The organism is Pseudomonadota bacterium (genome assembly GCA_016195085.1).
Lineage (GTDB): Bacteria > Pseudomonadota > Alphaproteobacteria > SHVZ01 > SHVZ01 > JACQAG01.
On the sequence record JACQAG010000060.1, the window covers coordinates 35,134 to 51,867 of the forward strand.

Here is a 16,734-nt window from a genome sequence, read left to right on the forward strand (position 1 = left end):
GGCGGTCGCTTGGAAACATTACGGGGAATTCATCCTCCGGAAAGGGCGGGGCAAGCGGCGCCCGACTATATGGAGGGCTGACCCCGTCATCCGGACGGGCCCGTCTTTCAGTTTCAGGAGTCGACCCATGACCTTCGAATCCTCCAGAGAGCCGCCGAGCACCCACGTCGCCAACCACCGGCGCAAGTTTTTCAATGTGTTGGCGGCGGCATTGATGGCGACGACGGCGCTGACCGGGACCGCCATGCTGGTCCGCACAGGCGAGGCCGCCGCGCCGGTCAATAGCCCGGCCCAGGCCCCGATCACCGTTCCGGCCACCGGCATGCAGAGCTTCGCGCCGATCGTCGAGCGCGTCGCCCCCGCCGTCGTCAACGTCGCCACCACCCAGCTTGCCGACCGCGACCAGGCGGAAGAAGATTCGGGCAACCCCTTCCAGAACGTGCCGCCGGATTCGCCCATGGGCGAGATGCTGAAGCGCTTCTTCGGCGGCCAGGGCAGGGGGCCGATGACGCGGAGCATGCCGCAACGGCATCAGCAGAAGGTGCATGCCCTCGGCTCCGGCTTCATCATCGATCCCATGGGCTACATCGCCACCAACAATCACGTTGTCGGCAAGGCGAGCGACATCACCGTCACCCTCAATGACGGCCAGCAACTGAAGGCGAAGCTGATCGGCCGCGATCCCAAGACCGATTTGGCTCTGCTCAAAGTGGATGCCGGCAAGTCCTTGCCCTATGTCGGCTTCGGCGATTCGCAGACGGCCAAGCCTGGCGACTGGGTCGTCGCCGTCGGCAACCCGTTCGGCCTCGGCGGTTCGGTCACCGCAGGTATCGTCTCGGCTCGGGGCCGCGATATCGGCTCGGGTCCTTATGACGACTTCCTGCAGATCGATGCGCCGATCAACCGCGGCAACTCCGGCGGCCCGAGCTTCAATTTGGCAGGCGAGGTCGTTGGCATCAACACCGCCATCTACTCGCCCTCGGGCGGCAGCGTGGGCATCGGCTTTGCGATCCCGGCCTCCCTGGCGAAGCCGGTCCTGGATCAGCTGCGCGAGCATGGCCGGGTCGATCGCGGTTGGATCGGCGTGAAGATCCAGCCGGTGACTCCCGATATGGCGGAAGGCCTCGGCCTCAAGGCCGCGAAGGGCGCGCTCGTCGCCGGCGTGGATGCGGACGGTCCGGCCGCGAGGGCTGGCGTCAGGCAGGGCGATGTGATCGTCGGCTTCAACGGCAGCGCCATCGACGATCTGCATGGCTTGCCGCGGACGGTCGCGGCCACCCCGGCGGGGAAGAGCGTGGATGTGGTGGTTTCGCGCGATGGCGCCGAGCAGACGCTCCGTCTCGAGGTTGGCGGTCTCAAAGACGATCAGATGGCTTCGGCCGATCAGCCGAGTGCCGCCGCCGACAACACGCTCGGCATGCGTCTTGCCCCGCTCAACCAGCAGAACCGCCAGCGCTTCGACATCGCGCGCGAGGTCAAGGGCGTCATCGTCGCCGATGTGCGGCCCGATGGGCCGGCGGCCGAGGTCGGAATCAATGCGGGCGACATCATCAGCCGCGTCGGCTCGGCCTCGGTCAATTCCCCCGAGCAGGTCGTCTCCACCATCAAGGAGGCGCAGCGTGCCGGGCGGAAAGCGGTGACCCTCTTGGTCAACCGCGGCGGCGAGGAGCACTACGTCGCCGTACCGCTCAAGGCTTAGTTGAGAGGCGATGGCCGGCGCTTCCCCGTGAAACCGGGGAAGCGCCGGTTTTTTGCGCATCGTTCACGGTATCGTCGTGACCGCGAAGGCGACAACCACCTTGAGCCCGGGGTGGTTGTCGTCCAGGCTCAGCTCCGCTCCGTGGAGCTGCGCCACCGCGGCCACCAGGCTGAGACCGAGCCCGCTGCCCGGGGCCGAGCGGCTGGCTTCGTAGCGGGCGAAGCGCTGCGTCGCCTTGGCGCGGAATTCTTCGGGGATCCCCGGCCCGTCATCGGCCACCACCAGCATAGCTCGGCTCTGTTCGCTGCGGACGACGAGGTGGATGCGGCCGCCGGCCGGAACATACTTGACGGCGTTGTCGAGCAGGTTCGCCAACGCTTGCGAGAGGAGGTGGCGGTTGCCGCGGATGGTCAGCCGCTCCGCCGCGCCGTCTGCGATCTCCACCGCGAGGGCGAGGCCCTTCTCTTCGGCCGCGGGCTGGAAGAGCTCGGCCGCATCGCGCGCCACCAGAGCCAGATCGACCGGCTCGAAGGCGGCTCTCAGCGCGCCGGACTCCGCCAGCGCGATGTCGAGCAGCGCGTTGAAGGTCGCCAGAATCGCATCCGCCTCGGCGATGGTCTCCTGGACGACGCGGCGATAACCCGCCGCATCGGTGCGCTCGATCAGGCTCACCTCGAGCCGGCTGCGCAGCCGTGAGATCGGGCCTCGCAAATCGTGGGCGATGTTGTCCGAGACCTCGCGCATGCCCGCCATCAGACGTTCGATCTGGTCCAGCATGGCGTTGAGATTCTGAGCGAGCTGATCGAACTCATCGCCGCTGCCGCTGACCGGCATGCGCTGCTTCAGGTTGCCCCCCAGGATGACGCGGCTGCTGCGGTTGATCGCATCGAGCCGCTGCAAGAGGTTGCGGCTCATCACCAAGCCGCCGGCCACGGCCAGCACCAAGGCCAAGCCGAGGGCGCCGATGAGCGCGGTGGTGATCAGTCTTTGCAACTCGCTGCGCTCGGTCATGTCGCGGCCGACGAGAAGATGGAATCCGCCTTCGAGGTCGAAGGTGCGGGCGCGGGCGATCTGGCTCGCCACCCGGCCGCCGGCCTCCGTGGCGACGACGAAGGTGATCCAGTCAGGGGGCCCGCGCCCCTCTTCCGGCCAGGCATCGAGATTGCCGGCGAGCGGCCGATAGTTCGCATCGCCCAGGAGATACAGGCTGCGGCGCCCGAGCGTGCCGGCGCTGCGTTGCCGGATGGTGACGACTAGGCCGGGAAGGCCCTGCAGGCGATAGAGATCGGAGAGGCCGGCGGCCTCCACTTCGATGGTGGCATCGGTCTCCCGGGTGATGACCCCGGCGGTTTCCCAGTAGACGAAGCCGAGCACGGCCATGACCGAGGCCGCGAACAGGGCGGCGTAGACCAGCGCGTAGCGGAATGCCGAGCTGCGCAGGAAACTCACGCCGGTCTCCGAGCGGTCATCGATGCCGTCTCAAGCCTGGTCATCTCAAGCCTATTCGGGCGCCTTCAGGCTATAGCCGGCGCTGCGCACGGTGTGGAGGAGCGGTGTGGTGAATCCCTTGTCGATCTTCTGGCGGAGGCGGCTGATGTGGACGTCGATGACGTTGGTCTGAGGGTCGAAGTGGTAGTTCCACACGCCTTCCAGCAGCATGGTGCGGGTCACCACCTGGCCGGCGTGGCGCATGAGGTATTCCAGGATCTGAAACTCGCGCGGCTGCAGGTCGACCTTGGTTCCGCCGCGCACCACCGTACGGGTCAGCAAATTGAGCTCGAGATCGGCCACTCGGAGCACGGTTTCCGGCGTCGAGCCGCTGCCACCGCGGCGCAGCAGCGCTTCGAGCCGGGCCAACAGCTCGGCGAAGGCATAGGGTTTGGTCAGGTAGTCGTCGCCGCCGGCCTTGAGGCCGCGCACCCGGTCGTCGACCTGGCCCAAGGCGGAGAGGAACAGCATGGGCGTCTTGTTGCCCGCACCTCGCAGCGCCTCCACGATCAGCAGGCCGTCGATGCCGGGCAGCATGCGGTCGACGATGATCGCATCGTACCGCTCCGTCGTCGCCAGATGCAGCCCATCCGGGCCGGTGGCCGCGTGATCGACCGTATAGCCGCTTTCCCGCAGCCCCTTGACGAGGTAGGCGGCTGCTTGGCGGTCGTCCTCGATCACCAGGATCCGCATGGCCGCCCATGGAATGCACTGATAGGCCTCGGCACCGGACTCGGCCCTCGTCTCAGCCGTTGGCCGCCTGCGGCAGCGCCGCGGCGCCGGGCTCGCCGGAGCCGAGCCGGAGACCTTCGGCAAAGCTCATCGGCACGACACCGAGGCGTTCGCGCATCTCGGTGATGTCGAAGCTCTTGTCCTCGACGATGCGGCGCACCTCCTCGGGCCGGATGGTCGGCAGGCCGGGAAGCAAGGCGGTCAACCGTGCCAGCAGAAGCAAGGGCGCCAAGGGAATGTTGACGATTATCGCCTTCAGCCCGCGCGCCCGGGCAAGCTCGCGGATCATGCTCGCATAGGTCATCGGCGTCGGACCGGCGATCACCATGCCGTTCCGGGGCGGATCGGCGACCAGCATGGCCGCCTCCAAGGCGCGCACCACGTCCTCGACATGGATCGGCTGCACCAGCCCGCCACCGCCCGGCAGGGGCAGAACCGGAATGCGCCGGAGATAGGCAACGACGCGCTGCAAGCTCGCATCCTCGCCGGTGCCGTAGATGAGCGTCGGGTGCAGCATGACGTAAGGCAGCCCGGAGGCGCCGAGCGCCGCCTCGGCGGCGATGACCTCGGCAGCGAAACTATCGGCAAAGCGGGTGAACCTGCGGGTCGAGCCCATGACCACCAGCCGCTTCAGGCCGGCGGGCAGGGCCTGGATCAGGTTCGGCACGGTTTTGGCTGGCGCGCAGCTCACCACCACATCGGCATCGGCAAGGGCCGCGCGGAGCGCCGCCCGATCGTCCATATCGGCGAGCCGGCGCGGGATCGTCGCCGGGATGCGTTCGAGCCGCGCCGGCGCGCGCCCGACCGCGACCGCGTCGCGGCCCGTGGCCAAGAGATGTGCGATGAGGCGGCGCCCGGTGCGTCCCGTCGCGCCGCAAACGGCAATGCGCGGCATGTTGGCGCGTCATCCGGTGAATTGCCCGGATATGAGCTTAGCGCAAAGCGGCCGACGGAGAATAGCCTTGGACGGCGGATCGCCCGAGAACGGGCTCTTGACGAGCCGGGTCGGTCGGCGCCATCACCCATGGGCCATGACCAAGGCCTACAACGTGCTGTTCGTGACCGGCGACCAATGGCGGGCCGAGTGCTTGTCGGCCCTTGGCCATCCCCTGGTGCGCACGCCCACCCTCGATACCCTCGCCGCGGACGGCACGCTGTTCCTAAAGCATTTCGCCAACACGAGTCCCTGCGGGCCCAGCCGAGCCTCGATCCACACCGGCCTCTATGCCATGACCCACCGCTCGGTCAGGAACGGTACACCCTTGGATGCCCGGTTCGACAATTGGGCGCTGGCGCTCAGGCGTCATGGCTACGACCCGAGCTTGGTCGGCTACACCGACACCAGCGCCGATCCCAGGCGCTTTCCCAAAGACCATCCGGCGCTCAGGACCTATGAGGGCGTGCTGCCGGGCATGGCGCCCCTGCTCCTGATGCCCTCGGACCATGCGGCCTGGCTCGGCTATCTCCGGAGCAAAGGCTACGATGTGCCGGCGATCGGGCCCACGCCCTCCTATACGCCGCAAGCGAGCCACCCCGATGCGGCGCGGCGGGGACCGACCTATGCACCCGCACTTTATGCAGCCGAGCACAGCGATACCGCCTTCTCGACCGACCGGGCGCTTGCCCACCTCTCGGAAAGTCGAGGGAGCCCCTGGTGCCTGCACCTTTCCTATCTCCGGCCGCACCCGCCCCATGTGGTGCCGGCGCCCTATCACGACCGCCATTCGCCCGACGACGTGCCGGATCCGCGTCGGGCGACCGATCGGCAACTCGAAGCCAGCCAGCATCCTTGGCTCGCCCACCATCTCGGAACCCAGGCCTATGCCGCCGATTGGCCGGAGCCCCATCGCCGCCAGCTCCGGGCGACCTATTACGGCATGATCGATGAGGTCGACCACCAGCTCGGGCGCGTGATCGGCTGGCTGAAGGCGAGCGGCGAGTACGACCGGACGATCATTCTGTTCACCGCCGATCATGGCGAGATGCTGGGCGACCACTGGTTCTTCGGCAAGGACGGCTATTTCGACGCCGCCTTCCACGTGCCGATGATCCTCAGGGTACCTGACGGCGTCCGCGGCAGGCGGGTCGCTGCCTTCACCGAGCATGTCGATCTCATGCCGACGCTGCTCGATCTTCTCGGCATACCCGTACCCCAGCAATGCGACGGGCGCTCGCTGGCACCATGGCTCGGCAGCGACACACCGGCGGATTGGCGCGTTGCCGCGCATTGGGAGTATGATTTCCGCGATGTCGCCACGGGAGCGCCGGAACACGCCCTCGGCATCGCCATGGATGCGTGCTGCCTCGCCGTGCACCGGGGCCAGCGGCACAAATACGTGCATTTCGCCGCGCTTCCGGGACTCTTGTTCGATCTGGAGCAGGATCCGCAGGAATTGATCGACCGTGCCGCCGATCCCGCCTATGCCACGGTCCTGGCAAGTTGCATGGGCGCCATGCTGAGCTGGCGCCTGCGGCACGCCGAGCGCACGCTCGCCGGCATCGTGCTCACCCAAGCGGGACCGATCGAGCGCCGCTGATATCCGGGCGCCGGCTTGCAAGCCGGCCAGCCTCTGGACTATAACGGCCTCGGTCGGGCACGGCAGGCGCCCGGCATTCCCAAGACGGCGTCCGTCCAAGCGCTGCCCTACCTCGAGCAGAGGAGGGTTAGGCTTTGGCGTTGCTTTGCTTTTCCCCCGAAATCGCTGAGCGGCACTGGATCTCGATGGCGACCGTGCCATGCGGCGCGGTTCGCGACCGCGTCTCGGCCGTTGCATGGGTCCCCGGACGCCGCTACCCGCGAACCGCTACCGCCTGCATTGCTAACACAGGAGAAAAACCATGAAATGGGTCACCCGCGAGCGTCCCAAGATCGACCGCATTGCTTGCCCCTGGCTCGTCGCCCGCTTCGTCGACAAGGCGCCGGAGTTTCTGTACGTGCCCTCGAAACGGGTTCTGGACGTGGCCAAGGAGACGGGCGCGATCCCCTATGACGTGCCGGATGTGGAGCTCAGCCATGACGGCCCGCTCTGCAGCTTCGATGCCTTCCTCAAAAAGTACGAGTTGCGGGACTCGGCCCTCCACGACCTCGCCGTGATCGTGCGGGGTGCCGATACGGGTCGGCTCGAACTTGCTCCTCAAGCACCAGGACTGCTGGCCCTCTCCCTCGGCCTATCCGAGGTCTATGCCGACGATCACGAGATGCTGCGCCACGGCATGGTCATGTACGATGCCCTCTACGCCTGGTGCCGATCGGCGCGGGGCGAGACCCATGGCTGGCCGCCGACGTCGTGACGGGAACGGGGGATCGATGACCGAGATCGCAAGACCTGCCGGTGCGGCGGCGGCGAGGCCGGCGCATCCCTCCTTCGGCGAGGCGCTGAGGCTCTGGGCGAAGCTCGGCTTCATTAATTTCGGCGGCCCGGCAGGCCAGATCGCAATCATGCACCGGCTCCTGGTCGAGGAGCGCCGATGGATCGGCGAAGAGCGGTTCTTGCACGCCCTCAACTACTGCACCCTCCTGCCGGGCCCCGAAGCCCAGCAGCTGGCCACCTATATCGGCTGGCTCCTGCACCGGACCTTGGGCGGCGTGGTTGCCGGCACGCTATTCGTCTTGCCGGGCTTCTTCTGCCTCATGGGATTGAGCGCGATCTATGCCGGCTATGGCGCCGTGCCGCTGGTGGACGCGCTGTTCTATGGGCTGCAGGCGGCGATTCTGGCGATCGTGTTCGAGGCGCTTCTGCGCGTCGGCAGGAGGGCCCTTGCCAACCAGGCGATGGTGGCGATCGCCGGCCTCGCCTTTCTCGCATTGTTCGTTCTGCAGCTGCCGTTTCCGCTGGTGATCGCCGCCGCAGCGCTCGCCGGCTTCCTCGGCGGCGAGCTCAGGCCGGAGCTGTTCCGCGGCCGCGGCGGCCACGGGCAGCAGTCGGATGCGATCGGCGATCGCATACTTGAGGGCGCGGTCGAGCACACCACCCCGTCTCTCGCCCGCGCCGTCCGCGTCGCCGCGGTGTGGCTCGCCCTGTGGTTCCTGCCGATCGCCCTGCTCGCCGGCGCCTATGGCTGGGGGCACACCTATGTGCAGCTCATGCTGTTCTTCAGCAAGATGGCGGTCGTCACCTTCGGCGGCGCCTATGCGGTGCTCGCCTATGTCGCCCAGGAGGCGGTCAACCACTATGGCTGGCTGAATGCGGGCGACATGCTGAAGGGTCTGGCGCTCGCCGAAACGACCCCCGGTCCGCTCATCCTGGTCCTGGAGTTCGTCGGCTTCCTGGCGGGATACCGCGATCCCGGCGGGATCGCACCGATGGCATCGGGAGCGATCGCGGCCACACTCACCGTGTGGGTCACCTTCGTGCCGTCGTTTCTCTGGATCTTCCTCGGCGGCCCTTATATCGAGCAGCTGCGCAGCAACCGGAGGCTCGCCGCGGCGATGACGGCGATAACCGCGGCGGTGGTGGGCGTCATCCTCAATCTCGCTCTCTGGTTCGCCCTCAACGTGGTGTTCCCGCGGCTGGCCTTCTTCGATTGGCACGGCCTCCACCTGCCGGCCCCCGATTGGGCGTCCTTCGATCCAGCGGCGGCGGTCATCGCTCTGGCGGCCACGGCGACGCTCTTCGGCTTGCGTCTCGGCATGATGCCGACCCTGGGGATCTCGGCGCTGATCGGCGTGGTCTGGCGGCTCGCCTTCGCTTAACCTGGATTTCTCGAACCTATCGGGGCCGCCATGGCCTACAAGCTCAAATCCTCGGTCGAGGTCTACCGCAATCCCTGGATCAGCGTGCGCGAGGACCGCATCGACTGGCATGCGGGCGCATCGGCGCTGTTCGGCGTGGTCGAGGTCAAGCCCGGCGTCTGCGTGTTGCCGATTCACGCCGACAACCGAGCGGTTCTGGTCCGTGAATATAAATACGCCATCCAACGCGAGGCGCTGGAGGCGATCAGCGGCGGCATCGACACCGGCGAGAGCCCGGCCGAGGCGGCGGCGCGGGAGGTGGCGGAGGAGACGGGCTATCGGTCTGGACGGCTCGTGGCCCTGGGGGAGCTCGACCCCATGAGCTCGGTCGTTCGAGCGCCAGCCTGGATGTTTCTGGCGGAGGAGCTGGCACCCGGTCCGCCTGAGCCGCAAGAGGCCGAGCATGTGAGCGTGGTGGAGATACCGCTCGCAGACGCGCTGGCGATGGTTCTGGATGGGCGGATCCGCCACGGGCCGAGCTCGGTCCTGGTGCTGCGTGCGGCGCGGCTTCGAGGCCTCTGAATCTCAGGATTGGGCGAGGCCGGCTCTGCGCTCGAGCTCGGCATAGAGCGCATCTGGAACGGAAATACCATAGGCCTCGGCGCGTCGGCGCAGTGCCAGACGTCGCTGTCCGGGGAGCCGCGTGCCCGGCTCGGCGAGGATGGCGGAGAACAGCGCCTCGGCGCGTTCCAAGGCGTGGCTGCCGCCGAAGGCGTTGGGATCGATCGCAATGAGGAACTGGCCGACGCGCGGCGGCGCGCCTTTGGTGTCGAAGAAGCTGGACGCTTCGTAGCCGAAATTGCTGCCGGTCAGGGCGACGGCGAGGAGCTCGACCATGAGGACCAGCGCCGCACCCTTGGCATCGCCCATGGGCAGCATGGCGCCAGCCAGCGCCGCCTTGGCATCGGTCGTCGGCTGGCCCGCTTCATCGAGCGCCCAGCCCTCGGGGATGGGATCGCCCTTTTGCGCGGCGATCATGATCTTGCCGCGCGCCACCTTGCTCAGCGACAGATCGATGACGAGCGGCGGCACCGACCGGCGTGGCCAGGCGAAGCCAATCGGGTTGGTGCCAAAGAGTGGTTTCGATCCGCCCCAGGGCGCAATCGCGGCCGGCGAGTTGCCGAAAATGCAGCCGACCAGCCCGGCGGCGGCGATTGGTTCCACCGTATGGCCGGCAACGCCAAAATGGTGCGAGTTGGCAATGGCGAGCGCAGCCAGGCCCTGGGCGCGGGCAAGCGGCAGCAAGTCCTGGAGCCCGATCCGAATCGCCGGGTAGGCGAAGCCGGTCGCTGCATCCACCCTGAGGCAAGCCGCCGCGACCCGTTCCACCATCGGCCGGGCGAAGCCGTCGACTTTGCCGGCGAGCGCCTGGTCGGCATAGGCCGGCAAGCGCGAGAGCCCGTGCGAGGCGAGACCGTCCGCTTCGGCGGCGATCAGGGCCTCGGCGACGACGCGGGCGTTGCCGGCTTCCGTCCTGGCGCGCGTGAGGACGGCAGTCGCCAGCTCGAGGAGGTGGGAGGCTGCATGCTGAGCCATTGATCGTGATCTTGCAGCACTGCCGGCGCCGGGTCAGCTAGCAAAGCGCCGGCGATGGGGATCGGTGGCCGAGGGCCGATCGGAGGATCAGGCGCTGCGATACAGCTTGGTCATGGTGTATTCGCGATGCCCGAGCGCCTCGGCTGCGGTGAGCCGGCCGTTACAGGTCCTGAGCGTGACCTCGATCAAGGCATCGCCGGCCTGATCGTAGGTCATTTCGCGGCGCAATATCCCCGAGACGTCCAGGTCGACATGCTCGCCCATGGTCCTCACCGTCCTCGGATTGCCGGTGAGCTTCACCACCGGCAGGATCGGATTGCCGATGACATTGCCTTGGCCGGTGGGAAACAGGTGCACGACAAAACCCGCGGCCGCCTGCAAGGTCACGCATTCGGCGGCGGCGCTCGAAGTATCCATGAAATAGAGGCCGGGGCCCTTTTTGGGGGCCTCGGCCTCCTTGAGCACGTCGATGAACTTGGTCTTCCGGCCGATCTTCTCGAGATTGCCGAAGGCTTTCTCCTCGATCGTCGTCAATCCGCCGGCGATATTGCCCTTGGTCGGCTGGCTCTCCGACAGATCATCGGTCTTGAACTCGTTGATCACGTCGTTGTAGGCCGACCAAGTTTTCATGAACTTTTGCGCCACGGCTTTGTTAATGGCGCGTTGGGCGCAAACATGCTCGGCGCCGGTGATCTCCGATGTCTCGCCGAAGCACGCGGTCACGCCCATAGGTTCCAGCTTGTCGATGAGGTTGCCGACCGTAGGGTTGGCGGCGATGCCCGACGTGGTATCGCTCTCGCCGCACTTCACCGCCACCCAGAGATCGCGGACATCGCACTCTTCGCGCCCGAGCTCGCTCGCCCATTGCAGGAACTCCTTGGCCTTGCGGCTGGCGCTCGCAATGGTGTTGAGGTCGCCGTTGCGCTCGATGGAGAAGCCCTCCACGGGCTTTCCAGACTTGGCAATGCCCTCGACGACCCGGCTTGTCCAGCCGGGTTCGATGCCGATCACCACCACCGCCGCGACATTGGGGTTGGTGCCGGTACCGATCAGCGTACGAAAGTGTAGATCCAGATCTTCGCCGAACTGCAATCGGCCATAAGAATGTGGGAGGGCGAGCGTACCCTTGATGTTGTTGGCGACCGCCTCGCATGCCGCGTTGGACAGGTCGTCAACCGGCAGGATTATGACGTGATTCCGTACCCCAATCCTGCCGTTGGCTCGCCGATATCCCATAAACCGAAAGCGATCCGACATCGCCCGTGAGCGCGTCGGGGAGGAACCCGATGCGCGCCCACGCGACTGGCCGCCTCTGGCCGCACCTGCAGCCTTGGCTGCCCTCATCGGCTGGAATCCCGCTGGCTACTTCTTCTTGCGGGACTTCTTCGCCTTCTTCCGCTTGGCGGTCTTGCGCTTCGCGGTCTTCTTCGCGGCCTTGCGCTTGGGCTTCGCCCGCTTGGTGGCTTTCCGCGCCGCCGCTGGCTTCGCCTTGCGCTTGGACTTCATGGTCTTGCGCGCAACGGCCGCCGCAAGCGCCTTGGTCTTCCGCTTCTTGCTCTTCTTGGATCGCTTGGCGGTCTTCTTCGCCGTGGCTTTCTTTCCGGTCTTGCGCTTCGCCGGCTTCGCCCGCTTGGTGGCCTTCTTCGCCGCCGCTGGCTTCGCCCGCTTGATCTTCGACTTCTTCGACTTGGACTTGCTAGGAGACTTCCCCGCCATGTCACCACCTCTTGGTCTTGACGTTGTGGACGTGTACGTGGCCGCCCTTGTGGATGGCGGCCACAGCTTTACCGATGTCGTGGCCATACTTGATGATCGTTTCACCGATCTTGATGTTATTGAGTGCAAGTTTGTGCCCAAGGGGTATGTCGTCGACGGCTTTCACGGCGATGGTCGAATTCGTATCCATCACCCAGCCCGAGAGGGTCTTCCCCTTGCGAGCGTCTTCGACGACCACAACGCCGACGGTGTCCTCTGGATTGTGCACCAAGAACTGCGGCGTCACCCTCACCCCTCCCGAGGTATCTCGCCGTGCTTCCATGCATCCGATAACGCCAAATCGTGCACGGCGAAATTAACTCCGAACTAAACCGCAATAGAGCTTATGTCAATCTTTGCAATCGAGTGCGCCGTTGTTTGTCTCCGCTCGCAAGCTCCAATCGCCGTCGCTCATGCGCCATCTCTGCCGTCTTGCGCGCATCGATCGGCATCATTCCGATGTGCGCAACGACGACGCATGACGATCCATCGCCACCGCAAAACGCTAGGTATTCTGCGCGTTTTCGCGCGCATGCAATGAACGCGGCGCGCATTCGAGCGCGCGCTTCGACGCTGATCGGCGATGCAATGACGATCGCGCGCGATGCCGCTCACCGGATGTTGCGCCGCTGCATCAGTGATTCGCCGTCTTCTCCCCGGTTTTGGCGAATCTGTCGGCCGAGAACGCCAGATTTGCACAAAGTGAGTCGCGGACAGGCTCCCTACCGGTGCGCGTTCGAGGCGTGCTCGGACCCGCACGAGTGATCTTGAAAGGGTGTCGAGCGTCTGCAGATCGGCATGTCGACGATCGCCGGCGGTGTTCGTGTGCAAGTGCGAGCGCATCCTCGGGCGGCGCCGGAGAGTTGCTCCAAGCAACCGCCATTCAGCACTCCACCCGAACGCATCCTCGCCCGGGAGCGCGTCGGCCCGCTCGCAGCTGTGTCCGGTGCCGGGTGTCGCGAGCGAGATCGGCGCCGACCCGGGAGTTCGGCAAATAGCATCTGCGATTGAGGATGGAACCAAGGAGAGGCGTGCGCCCGCCGCGGCACGCCGCCGTCGATGTCGAACACCCCCGACGGACCGGATGCCGTCGGCGGCATCGAGGCGGTCGGCATGATTGACGGGGCGACATATAGATAAGGAGCAGAGGCGCGCGGGCGCATTGATGCCGCGCAGAGCAAGACCACGGCTGCGCATTTACCGCAATCAGTCAGTATTCCTTTAAAATTACTGTGAAAATAGGATGATATCGGCGCCGATTGGTAATGACCCTCGAGCGTACTTATATTAACAATGTGCGTAGGACGCGTTCAGAAGAGAACGGAGGTCTTGCATGAGACAACCCTTCTGGCGGCCTGTCGTTTCCGTATCTTCTCTGCTCCTTGCGCTCTCTTGGAGCATCGGCGCCGGCTATTGGACAGTGCAGCGCTGGCCCCTTCGCGACAATTTGATGCGGCTCGAGCTCAGCCGCAGCGAGTCCGAATGCGGTCTCCGCCCGGGCGGCCCCGCCAACGTCGAGCGCTGCAAGGATCTCGTGCGCATCAGCCATCGCGCCGTAGAAGGCAGCTGGATGCTGCAGGACGGCCTCATCGTGTTCGGTCCGATGTTGCTGGGCGTGTGGATCGCCTTCGCGGTCCGCCGCGGTGGCCACGACCGCGAGCCCCGCGCCCCCCGAGAGCATCGCAACCGCGTCGCCTGAAAGCGTCCGGCCGAACCCGCGCTCGTGCGCGGGGCCTCGCTCATCTGAACCCAGACCTCATTTCGCGCGCGACGCTGCGGCACGCTTGGCAAGATCGCTGAGCGTAGCGAAGGCCGAGATGTGCTCCAGGCTCGCCTTCACATCGACCACCACGGGCCCCTTCGCGGCAAGGGCGGCTTGCACGATCGCGTCGGTCTCTCCGGTCTTCGCGATGGCAAGGCCGGTGGCACCGTAGGCACGGGCGAGGGCCGCGAAATCCGGATTGACGAGGTCGGTCGCGATCTTGCGCCCCGGGAAGTGCCGCTCTTGGTGCATGCGGATGGTGCCGTAGCTGGCGTTGTTGGAGACGAACAGGATCGGCTTGGCGCCCTGGCGCATGGCGGTGGCAAGCTCATTGCCCGTCATGAGAAATCCGCCGTCGCCGATGAGCGCCACCACATTGCGATGCGGAAAGCGGAGGCTGGCCGCGACCGCGGCGGGTGTTCCGAAGCCCATGGCGCCGGAAATGACGCCGAGCAGGCGCTGATGGCCGGAGAACGGAAAGTGCCGGTGCAGCCAGCCGCTGAAGTTGCCGGCATCGGTGATGAGAATTGCATCGGGGGGCAGGTGACGGGCGAGCGCCGCCACGACGTGGCCGAAGGACACGCCGTCACCCGCCTCGACCGGCGTCCACCGGGCGCGGTCGGCATGCATGGCGTGCAGCCGGTCGATCCAGCGGCTCCGCGCGTTGGGCGGCGGCGGTGCCTTGCGCAGGGCCAGACGCTCGACGAAATTCTCCGGGTCGACCGCCAGCGCCAGCGCGGTGTCGTAGACCCGGCCGAGCTGCTCAGGGTCGGGATAGACATGGATGAGCGGCTGCAACGGCGTCGGCGCCGTCGGCAGGCGATAACCTTGGCTGGTGACGTCGCCGAGCCTGGTGCCGACGGCGAGGATGAGGTCGGCCTCGCCGAAGGCTGCCACCTGATCCTCCGGGATCATGTAGCCGAGGTGACCGGCGAAGTTCGGGTGCTCGTTCGGGAAGAGGTCCTGTTGCTTGAACGCGGCGGCGACCGGGAGCTGCCAGCGCTCGGCCAAGGCAAGGACGGCTGACCGCGCCTCGGGACGCGCCAAGGGTCCGCCGGCGACGACGAGCGGCCGCTCCGCCGCGGCAATGCGTCTTGCCGCCTCGTCGAGCTCCGCTTCGCTCGCTCGCGCGCGCGCCGGCGGCCGAGGCCTCGCCGTCGGCTCAGGGCTCATGTCGAGCAGCATGTCCTCGGGCAGGACCACTAGAACCGGCCCCGGCGTGCCGGCGCCGGCAAGGTGAAACGCCCATGCGACCGCCTCGCCGAGGCGCTCGCCCTCCATCACTTGGCGCACACCCTTCGCCATGTCGGCGAAGGTCTTGGCGTAGTCGACCTCCTGAAACGCCCGGCGCCCAAGATCCTTGCGCTCCACCTGGCCGACGAAGACGACCAGCGGCACCGCGTCCTGCTGGGCGGTGTGGACGGCGATCGCGGCATTGGTGGCGCCTGGGCCGCGGCTCACCATGAGCACCGCCGGCATGAAGGTGAGCTTGGCATCGGCGACCGCCATGAATCCGGCACCCCCTTCGTGCCGCGCGCTCACCACCTCGATCTCCGCGCAATCCGCCAGCGCGTCGAGGACGGCGAGATAGCTCTCGCCCGGGACGCAGAAGACGCGCCGGACGCCGTGGGCCGCCAGCGAGGCGACCAAGAGGTCGGCGGCGCGGCGGCCGGGCGGGGATGCTTCCTCATTCATGGCGATCTCTCTTGCGGATTCCGCCGGCATAGTAGTGTGATGATTCCGAAGTTCGCCCACGAACTTCGGAATCTGAATCACACTAGATTCAATAGATTAGTGGCCCGCTTGTCCCTGAAATTCGCTGACGAATTTCAAGGGCGGGACACTATGCGATTTCCTGGACTTGGCTCATGGCAATGGTCACCCTAACCGCCGGCGGCGGAATGCCGAAGACGGAGGGAAGGATGAGCCAACGCTGGAAGAACCGGCCGGAGGGATCGAACTGGGGCGAATTTGGCGCCGACGACCAGCGCGGCCGCATGAACCTGGTGACGCCGAAGAAGGTTCTGGAGGGCATCGCCGAAGTGAAGGAGGGTCGAACCTTCTGCCTCTCGCTGCCGCTCGATTATCCAGGCTCCAATGTCGTCTTCGAGATGCGGCACCCTCCCAGGATGTTCGCCACGCTCCGCGGCAAGCTCGCCAACTACAATTTCCTCGCTCGCAACCTCAACCCTGACTTCGTCGACGTGGTCTGTGACGAAGCCGTGCTCCTGCACACCCAGTATTCCACGCAATGGGACTCCTTCGCCCATATCGGCCAGGAATTCGATGCCGACGGCGACGGCAAGCCCGAGATCGTCTACTACAATGGCTGGCGCGCCGGCGATCACGTAGTCGGCGTGGAGCAGAAGCCGGGCCCGCTCGCCTGGGACAGCTTCGAGGGCGTTTCGGCGAATAAGCTCGGCATCGAGAACCTGGCGGTCTCCGGGGTTCAGGGCCGTGCCGTCATGATCGACCTCCATGCGCATTTCGGCCGCGAGCGTCGGGCGATCGGCTACGAGGAGCTCATGCGCGTCATCGCCGCCGATAAGGTCGAGATCGCGCCGGGCGACATGGTGGCGCTCTACACGGGCTTCGGCGATGTGCTCCTGGAGATGCGCCGCAAGCCCACCAAGGAAGCGATCGAGACACAGGGTGCGGGACTCGACGGACGGGATCGGCGGCTCTTGCAGTGGATCACCGACAGCGGCCTTTCGATCCTGGTCTCCGACAATATCGGGGTCGAGTATTTCCCGCCGAAGCCCGGGGGGGAGGGCAAGCATGTGCGTCTGCCCTTGCACGAGCACTGCCTGTTCAAGCTCGGGATCCATCTGGGCGAGCTGTGGTACCTCTCGGAGCTTGCCCGCTGGCTGAGAGAGCATAAGCGCAATCGCTTCCTGATGACGGCGCCGCCGCTCCGGTTGCCGGGGGCGGTCGGCTCGCCGGCGACCCCGGTTGCCACGGTCTGATGCGGTCGCAGGCGACTCCCGAGCGCCGACGTGCTCGCGCCATTGGCGCCTCGCGGCGGTCCCG

15 protein-coding genes are annotated in these 16,734 nt (G+C 66.4%); 7 read left to right on the plus strand and 8 right to left on the minus strand.

Going from position 1 to position 16,734, the window contains the following annotated elements; all coding sequences use genetic code 11:
• Window positions 1-127 precede the first annotated feature (127 nt).
• Window positions 128-1,699 carry a DegQ family serine endoprotease gene (locus tag HY058_17465; protein ID MBI3499085.1) on the plus strand — a complete coding sequence of 524 codons (1,572 nt, stop codon included), beginning with the start codon at window positions 128-130 and terminating at the stop codon, window positions 1,697-1,699.
• A gap of 63 nt (window positions 1,700-1,762) precedes the next feature.
• Here HY058_17465 and HY058_17470 read toward each other — a convergent pair whose 3' ends face one another.
• From HY058_17470 to HY058_17480, 3 genes are all read right to left on the minus strand, one after another.
• Complete coding sequence (locus HY058_17470) at window positions 1,763-3,079, minus strand: HAMP domain-containing protein (protein MBI3499086.1); 1,317 nt, start codon at window positions 3,077-3,079, stop codon at window positions 1,763-1,765.
• A gap of 120 nt (window positions 3,080-3,199) precedes the next feature.
• Window positions 3,200-3,880: a response regulator transcription factor gene (locus HY058_17475; protein MBI3499087.1), complete on the minus strand. Its 681-nt coding sequence runs from the start codon at window positions 3,878-3,880 to the stop codon at window positions 3,200-3,202.
• A 52-nt stretch (window positions 3,881-3,932) separates the two neighbouring features.
• Complete coding sequence (locus HY058_17480; protein ID MBI3499088.1) at window positions 3,933-4,814, minus strand: SDR family oxidoreductase; 882 nt, start codon at window positions 4,812-4,814, stop codon at window positions 3,933-3,935.
• A gap of 136 nt (window positions 4,815-4,950) precedes the next feature.
• Between HY058_17480 and HY058_17485 the strand changes: the two genes are divergently transcribed.
• The 4 genes from HY058_17485 (at window position 4,951) to HY058_17500 (ending at window position 9,173) form a co-directional block, all read left to right on the plus strand.
• Complete coding sequence (locus tag HY058_17485) at window positions 4,951-6,456, plus strand: alkaline phosphatase family protein (GenBank protein ID MBI3499089.1); 1,506 nt, start codon at window positions 4,951-4,953, stop codon at window positions 6,454-6,456.
• Between the two features lie 301 nt (window positions 6,457-6,757).
• Window positions 6,758-7,210 carry a chromate resistance protein gene (locus tag HY058_17490; protein MBI3499090.1) on the plus strand — a complete coding sequence of 151 codons (453 nt, stop codon included), beginning with the start codon at window positions 6,758-6,760 and terminating at the stop codon, window positions 7,208-7,210.
• 16 nt (window positions 7,211-7,226) lie between these two features.
• Complete coding sequence (chrA, locus tag HY058_17495; protein ID MBI3499091.1) at window positions 7,227-8,612, plus strand: chromate efflux transporter; 1,386 nt, start codon at window positions 7,227-7,229, stop codon at window positions 8,610-8,612.
• Between the two features lie 30 nt (window positions 8,613-8,642).
• Window positions 8,643-9,173: an NUDIX hydrolase gene (locus HY058_17500; GenBank protein ID MBI3499092.1), complete on the plus strand. Its 531-nt coding sequence runs from the start codon at window positions 8,643-8,645 to the stop codon at window positions 9,171-9,173.
• 3 nt (window positions 9,174-9,176) lie between these two features.
• On the opposite strand, the gene HY058_17505 is transcribed toward HY058_17500, so the two are convergent.
• From HY058_17505 to HY058_17520, 4 genes are all read right to left on the minus strand, one after another.
• On the minus strand, window positions 9,177-10,187 hold the full coding sequence (locus HY058_17505) for an Ldh family oxidoreductase (GenBank protein ID MBI3499093.1): 1,011 nt from the start codon (window positions 10,185-10,187) through the stop codon (window positions 9,177-9,179).
• Window positions 10,188-10,274: 87 nt separating this feature from the next.
• Window positions 10,275-11,444, minus strand: a complete 1,170-nt coding sequence (locus HY058_17510; GenBank protein ID MBI3499094.1) for a UxaA family hydrolase — start codon at window positions 11,442-11,444, stop codon at window positions 10,275-10,277.
• Between the two features lie 105 nt (window positions 11,445-11,549).
• Window positions 11,550-11,903 carry a hypothetical protein gene (locus HY058_17515; protein MBI3499095.1) on the minus strand — a complete coding sequence of 118 codons (354 nt, stop codon included), beginning with the start codon at window positions 11,901-11,903 and terminating at the stop codon, window positions 11,550-11,552.
• Window position 11,904: 1 nt separating this feature from the next.
• A complete protein-coding gene (locus HY058_17520; protein MBI3499096.1) occupies window positions 11,905-12,225 on the minus strand; it encodes a UxaA family hydrolase in 321 nt (106 codons plus the stop codon).
• A 1,050-nt stretch (window positions 12,226-13,275) separates the two neighbouring features.
• Between HY058_17520 and HY058_17525 the strand changes: the two genes are divergently transcribed.
• On the plus strand, window positions 13,276-13,641 hold the full coding sequence (locus tag HY058_17525) for a hypothetical protein (GenBank protein MBI3499097.1): 366 nt from the start codon (window positions 13,276-13,278) through the stop codon (window positions 13,639-13,641).
• Window positions 13,642-13,698: 57 nt separating this feature from the next.
• On the opposite strand, the gene HY058_17530 is transcribed toward HY058_17525, so the two are convergent.
• Entirely contained in the window at window positions 13,699-15,399 is a 1,701-nt protein-coding gene (locus HY058_17530; protein MBI3499098.1) for an acetolactate synthase, read from the minus strand.
• Between the two features lie 227 nt (window positions 15,400-15,626).
• On the opposite strand from HY058_17530, the gene HY058_17535 reads away from it, so the two are divergent.
• Window positions 15,627-16,670 (plus strand): cyclase family protein, encoded by a 1,044-nt coding sequence (locus HY058_17535; GenBank protein MBI3499099.1) that lies wholly within the window; start codon window positions 15,627-15,629, stop codon window positions 16,668-16,670.
• The last annotated feature ends 64 nt before the right edge of the window (window positions 16,671-16,734 follow it).

Excerpts from the sequence above, each read along its gene's own strand:
- HY058_17515 (MBI3499095.1), bottom strand. The coding sequence starts at position 11,903 with ATGGCGGGGAAGTCTCCTAGCAAGTCCAAGTCGAAGAAGTCGAAGATC.
- HY058_17465 (MBI3499085.1), top strand. The coding sequence starts at position 128 with ATGACCTTCGAATCCTCCAGAGAGCCGCCGAGCACCCACGTCGCCAAC.
- HY058_17470 (MBI3499086.1), bottom strand. The coding sequence starts at position 3,079 with ATGGCCGTGCTCGGCTTCGTCTACTGGGAAACCGCCGGGGTCATCACC.
- chrA (MBI3499091.1), top strand. The coding sequence starts at position 7,227 with ATGACCGAGATCGCAAGACCTGCCGGTGCGGCGGCGGCGAGGCCGGCG.
- HY058_17475 (MBI3499087.1), bottom strand. The coding sequence starts at position 3,880 with ATGCGGATCCTGGTGATCGAGGACGACCGCCAAGCAGCCGCCTACCTC.
- HY058_17505 (MBI3499093.1), bottom strand. The coding sequence starts at position 10,187 with ATGGCTCAGCATGCAGCCTCCCACCTCCTCGAGCTGGCGACTGCCGTC.
- HY058_17500 (MBI3499092.1), top strand. The coding sequence starts at position 8,643 with ATGGCCTACAAGCTCAAATCCTCGGTCGAGGTCTACCGCAATCCCTGG.
- HY058_17530 (MBI3499098.1), bottom strand. The coding sequence starts at position 15,399 with ATGAATGAGGAAGCATCCCCGCCCGGCCGCCGCGCCGCCGACCTCTTG.
- HY058_17535 (MBI3499099.1), top strand. The coding sequence starts at position 15,627 with ATGAGCCAACGCTGGAAGAACCGGCCGGAGGGATCGAACTGGGGCGAA.
- HY058_17480 (MBI3499088.1), bottom strand. The coding sequence starts at position 4,814 with ATGCCGCGCATTGCCGTTTGCGGCGCGACGGGACGCACCGGGCGCCGC.
- HY058_17520 (MBI3499096.1), bottom strand. The coding sequence starts at position 12,225 with ATGGAAGCACGGCGAGATACCTCGGGAGGGGTGAGGGTGACGCCGCAG.
- HY058_17525 (MBI3499097.1), top strand. The coding sequence starts at position 13,276 with ATGAGACAACCCTTCTGGCGGCCTGTCGTTTCCGTATCTTCTCTGCTC.
- HY058_17510 (MBI3499094.1), bottom strand. The coding sequence starts at position 11,444 with ATGTCGGATCGCTTTCGGTTTATGGGATATCGGCGAGCCAACGGCAGG.
- HY058_17485 (MBI3499089.1), top strand. The coding sequence starts at position 4,951 with ATGACCAAGGCCTACAACGTGCTGTTCGTGACCGGCGACCAATGGCGG.
- HY058_17490 (MBI3499090.1), top strand. The coding sequence starts at position 6,758 with ATGAAATGGGTCACCCGCGAGCGTCCCAAGATCGACCGCATTGCTTGC.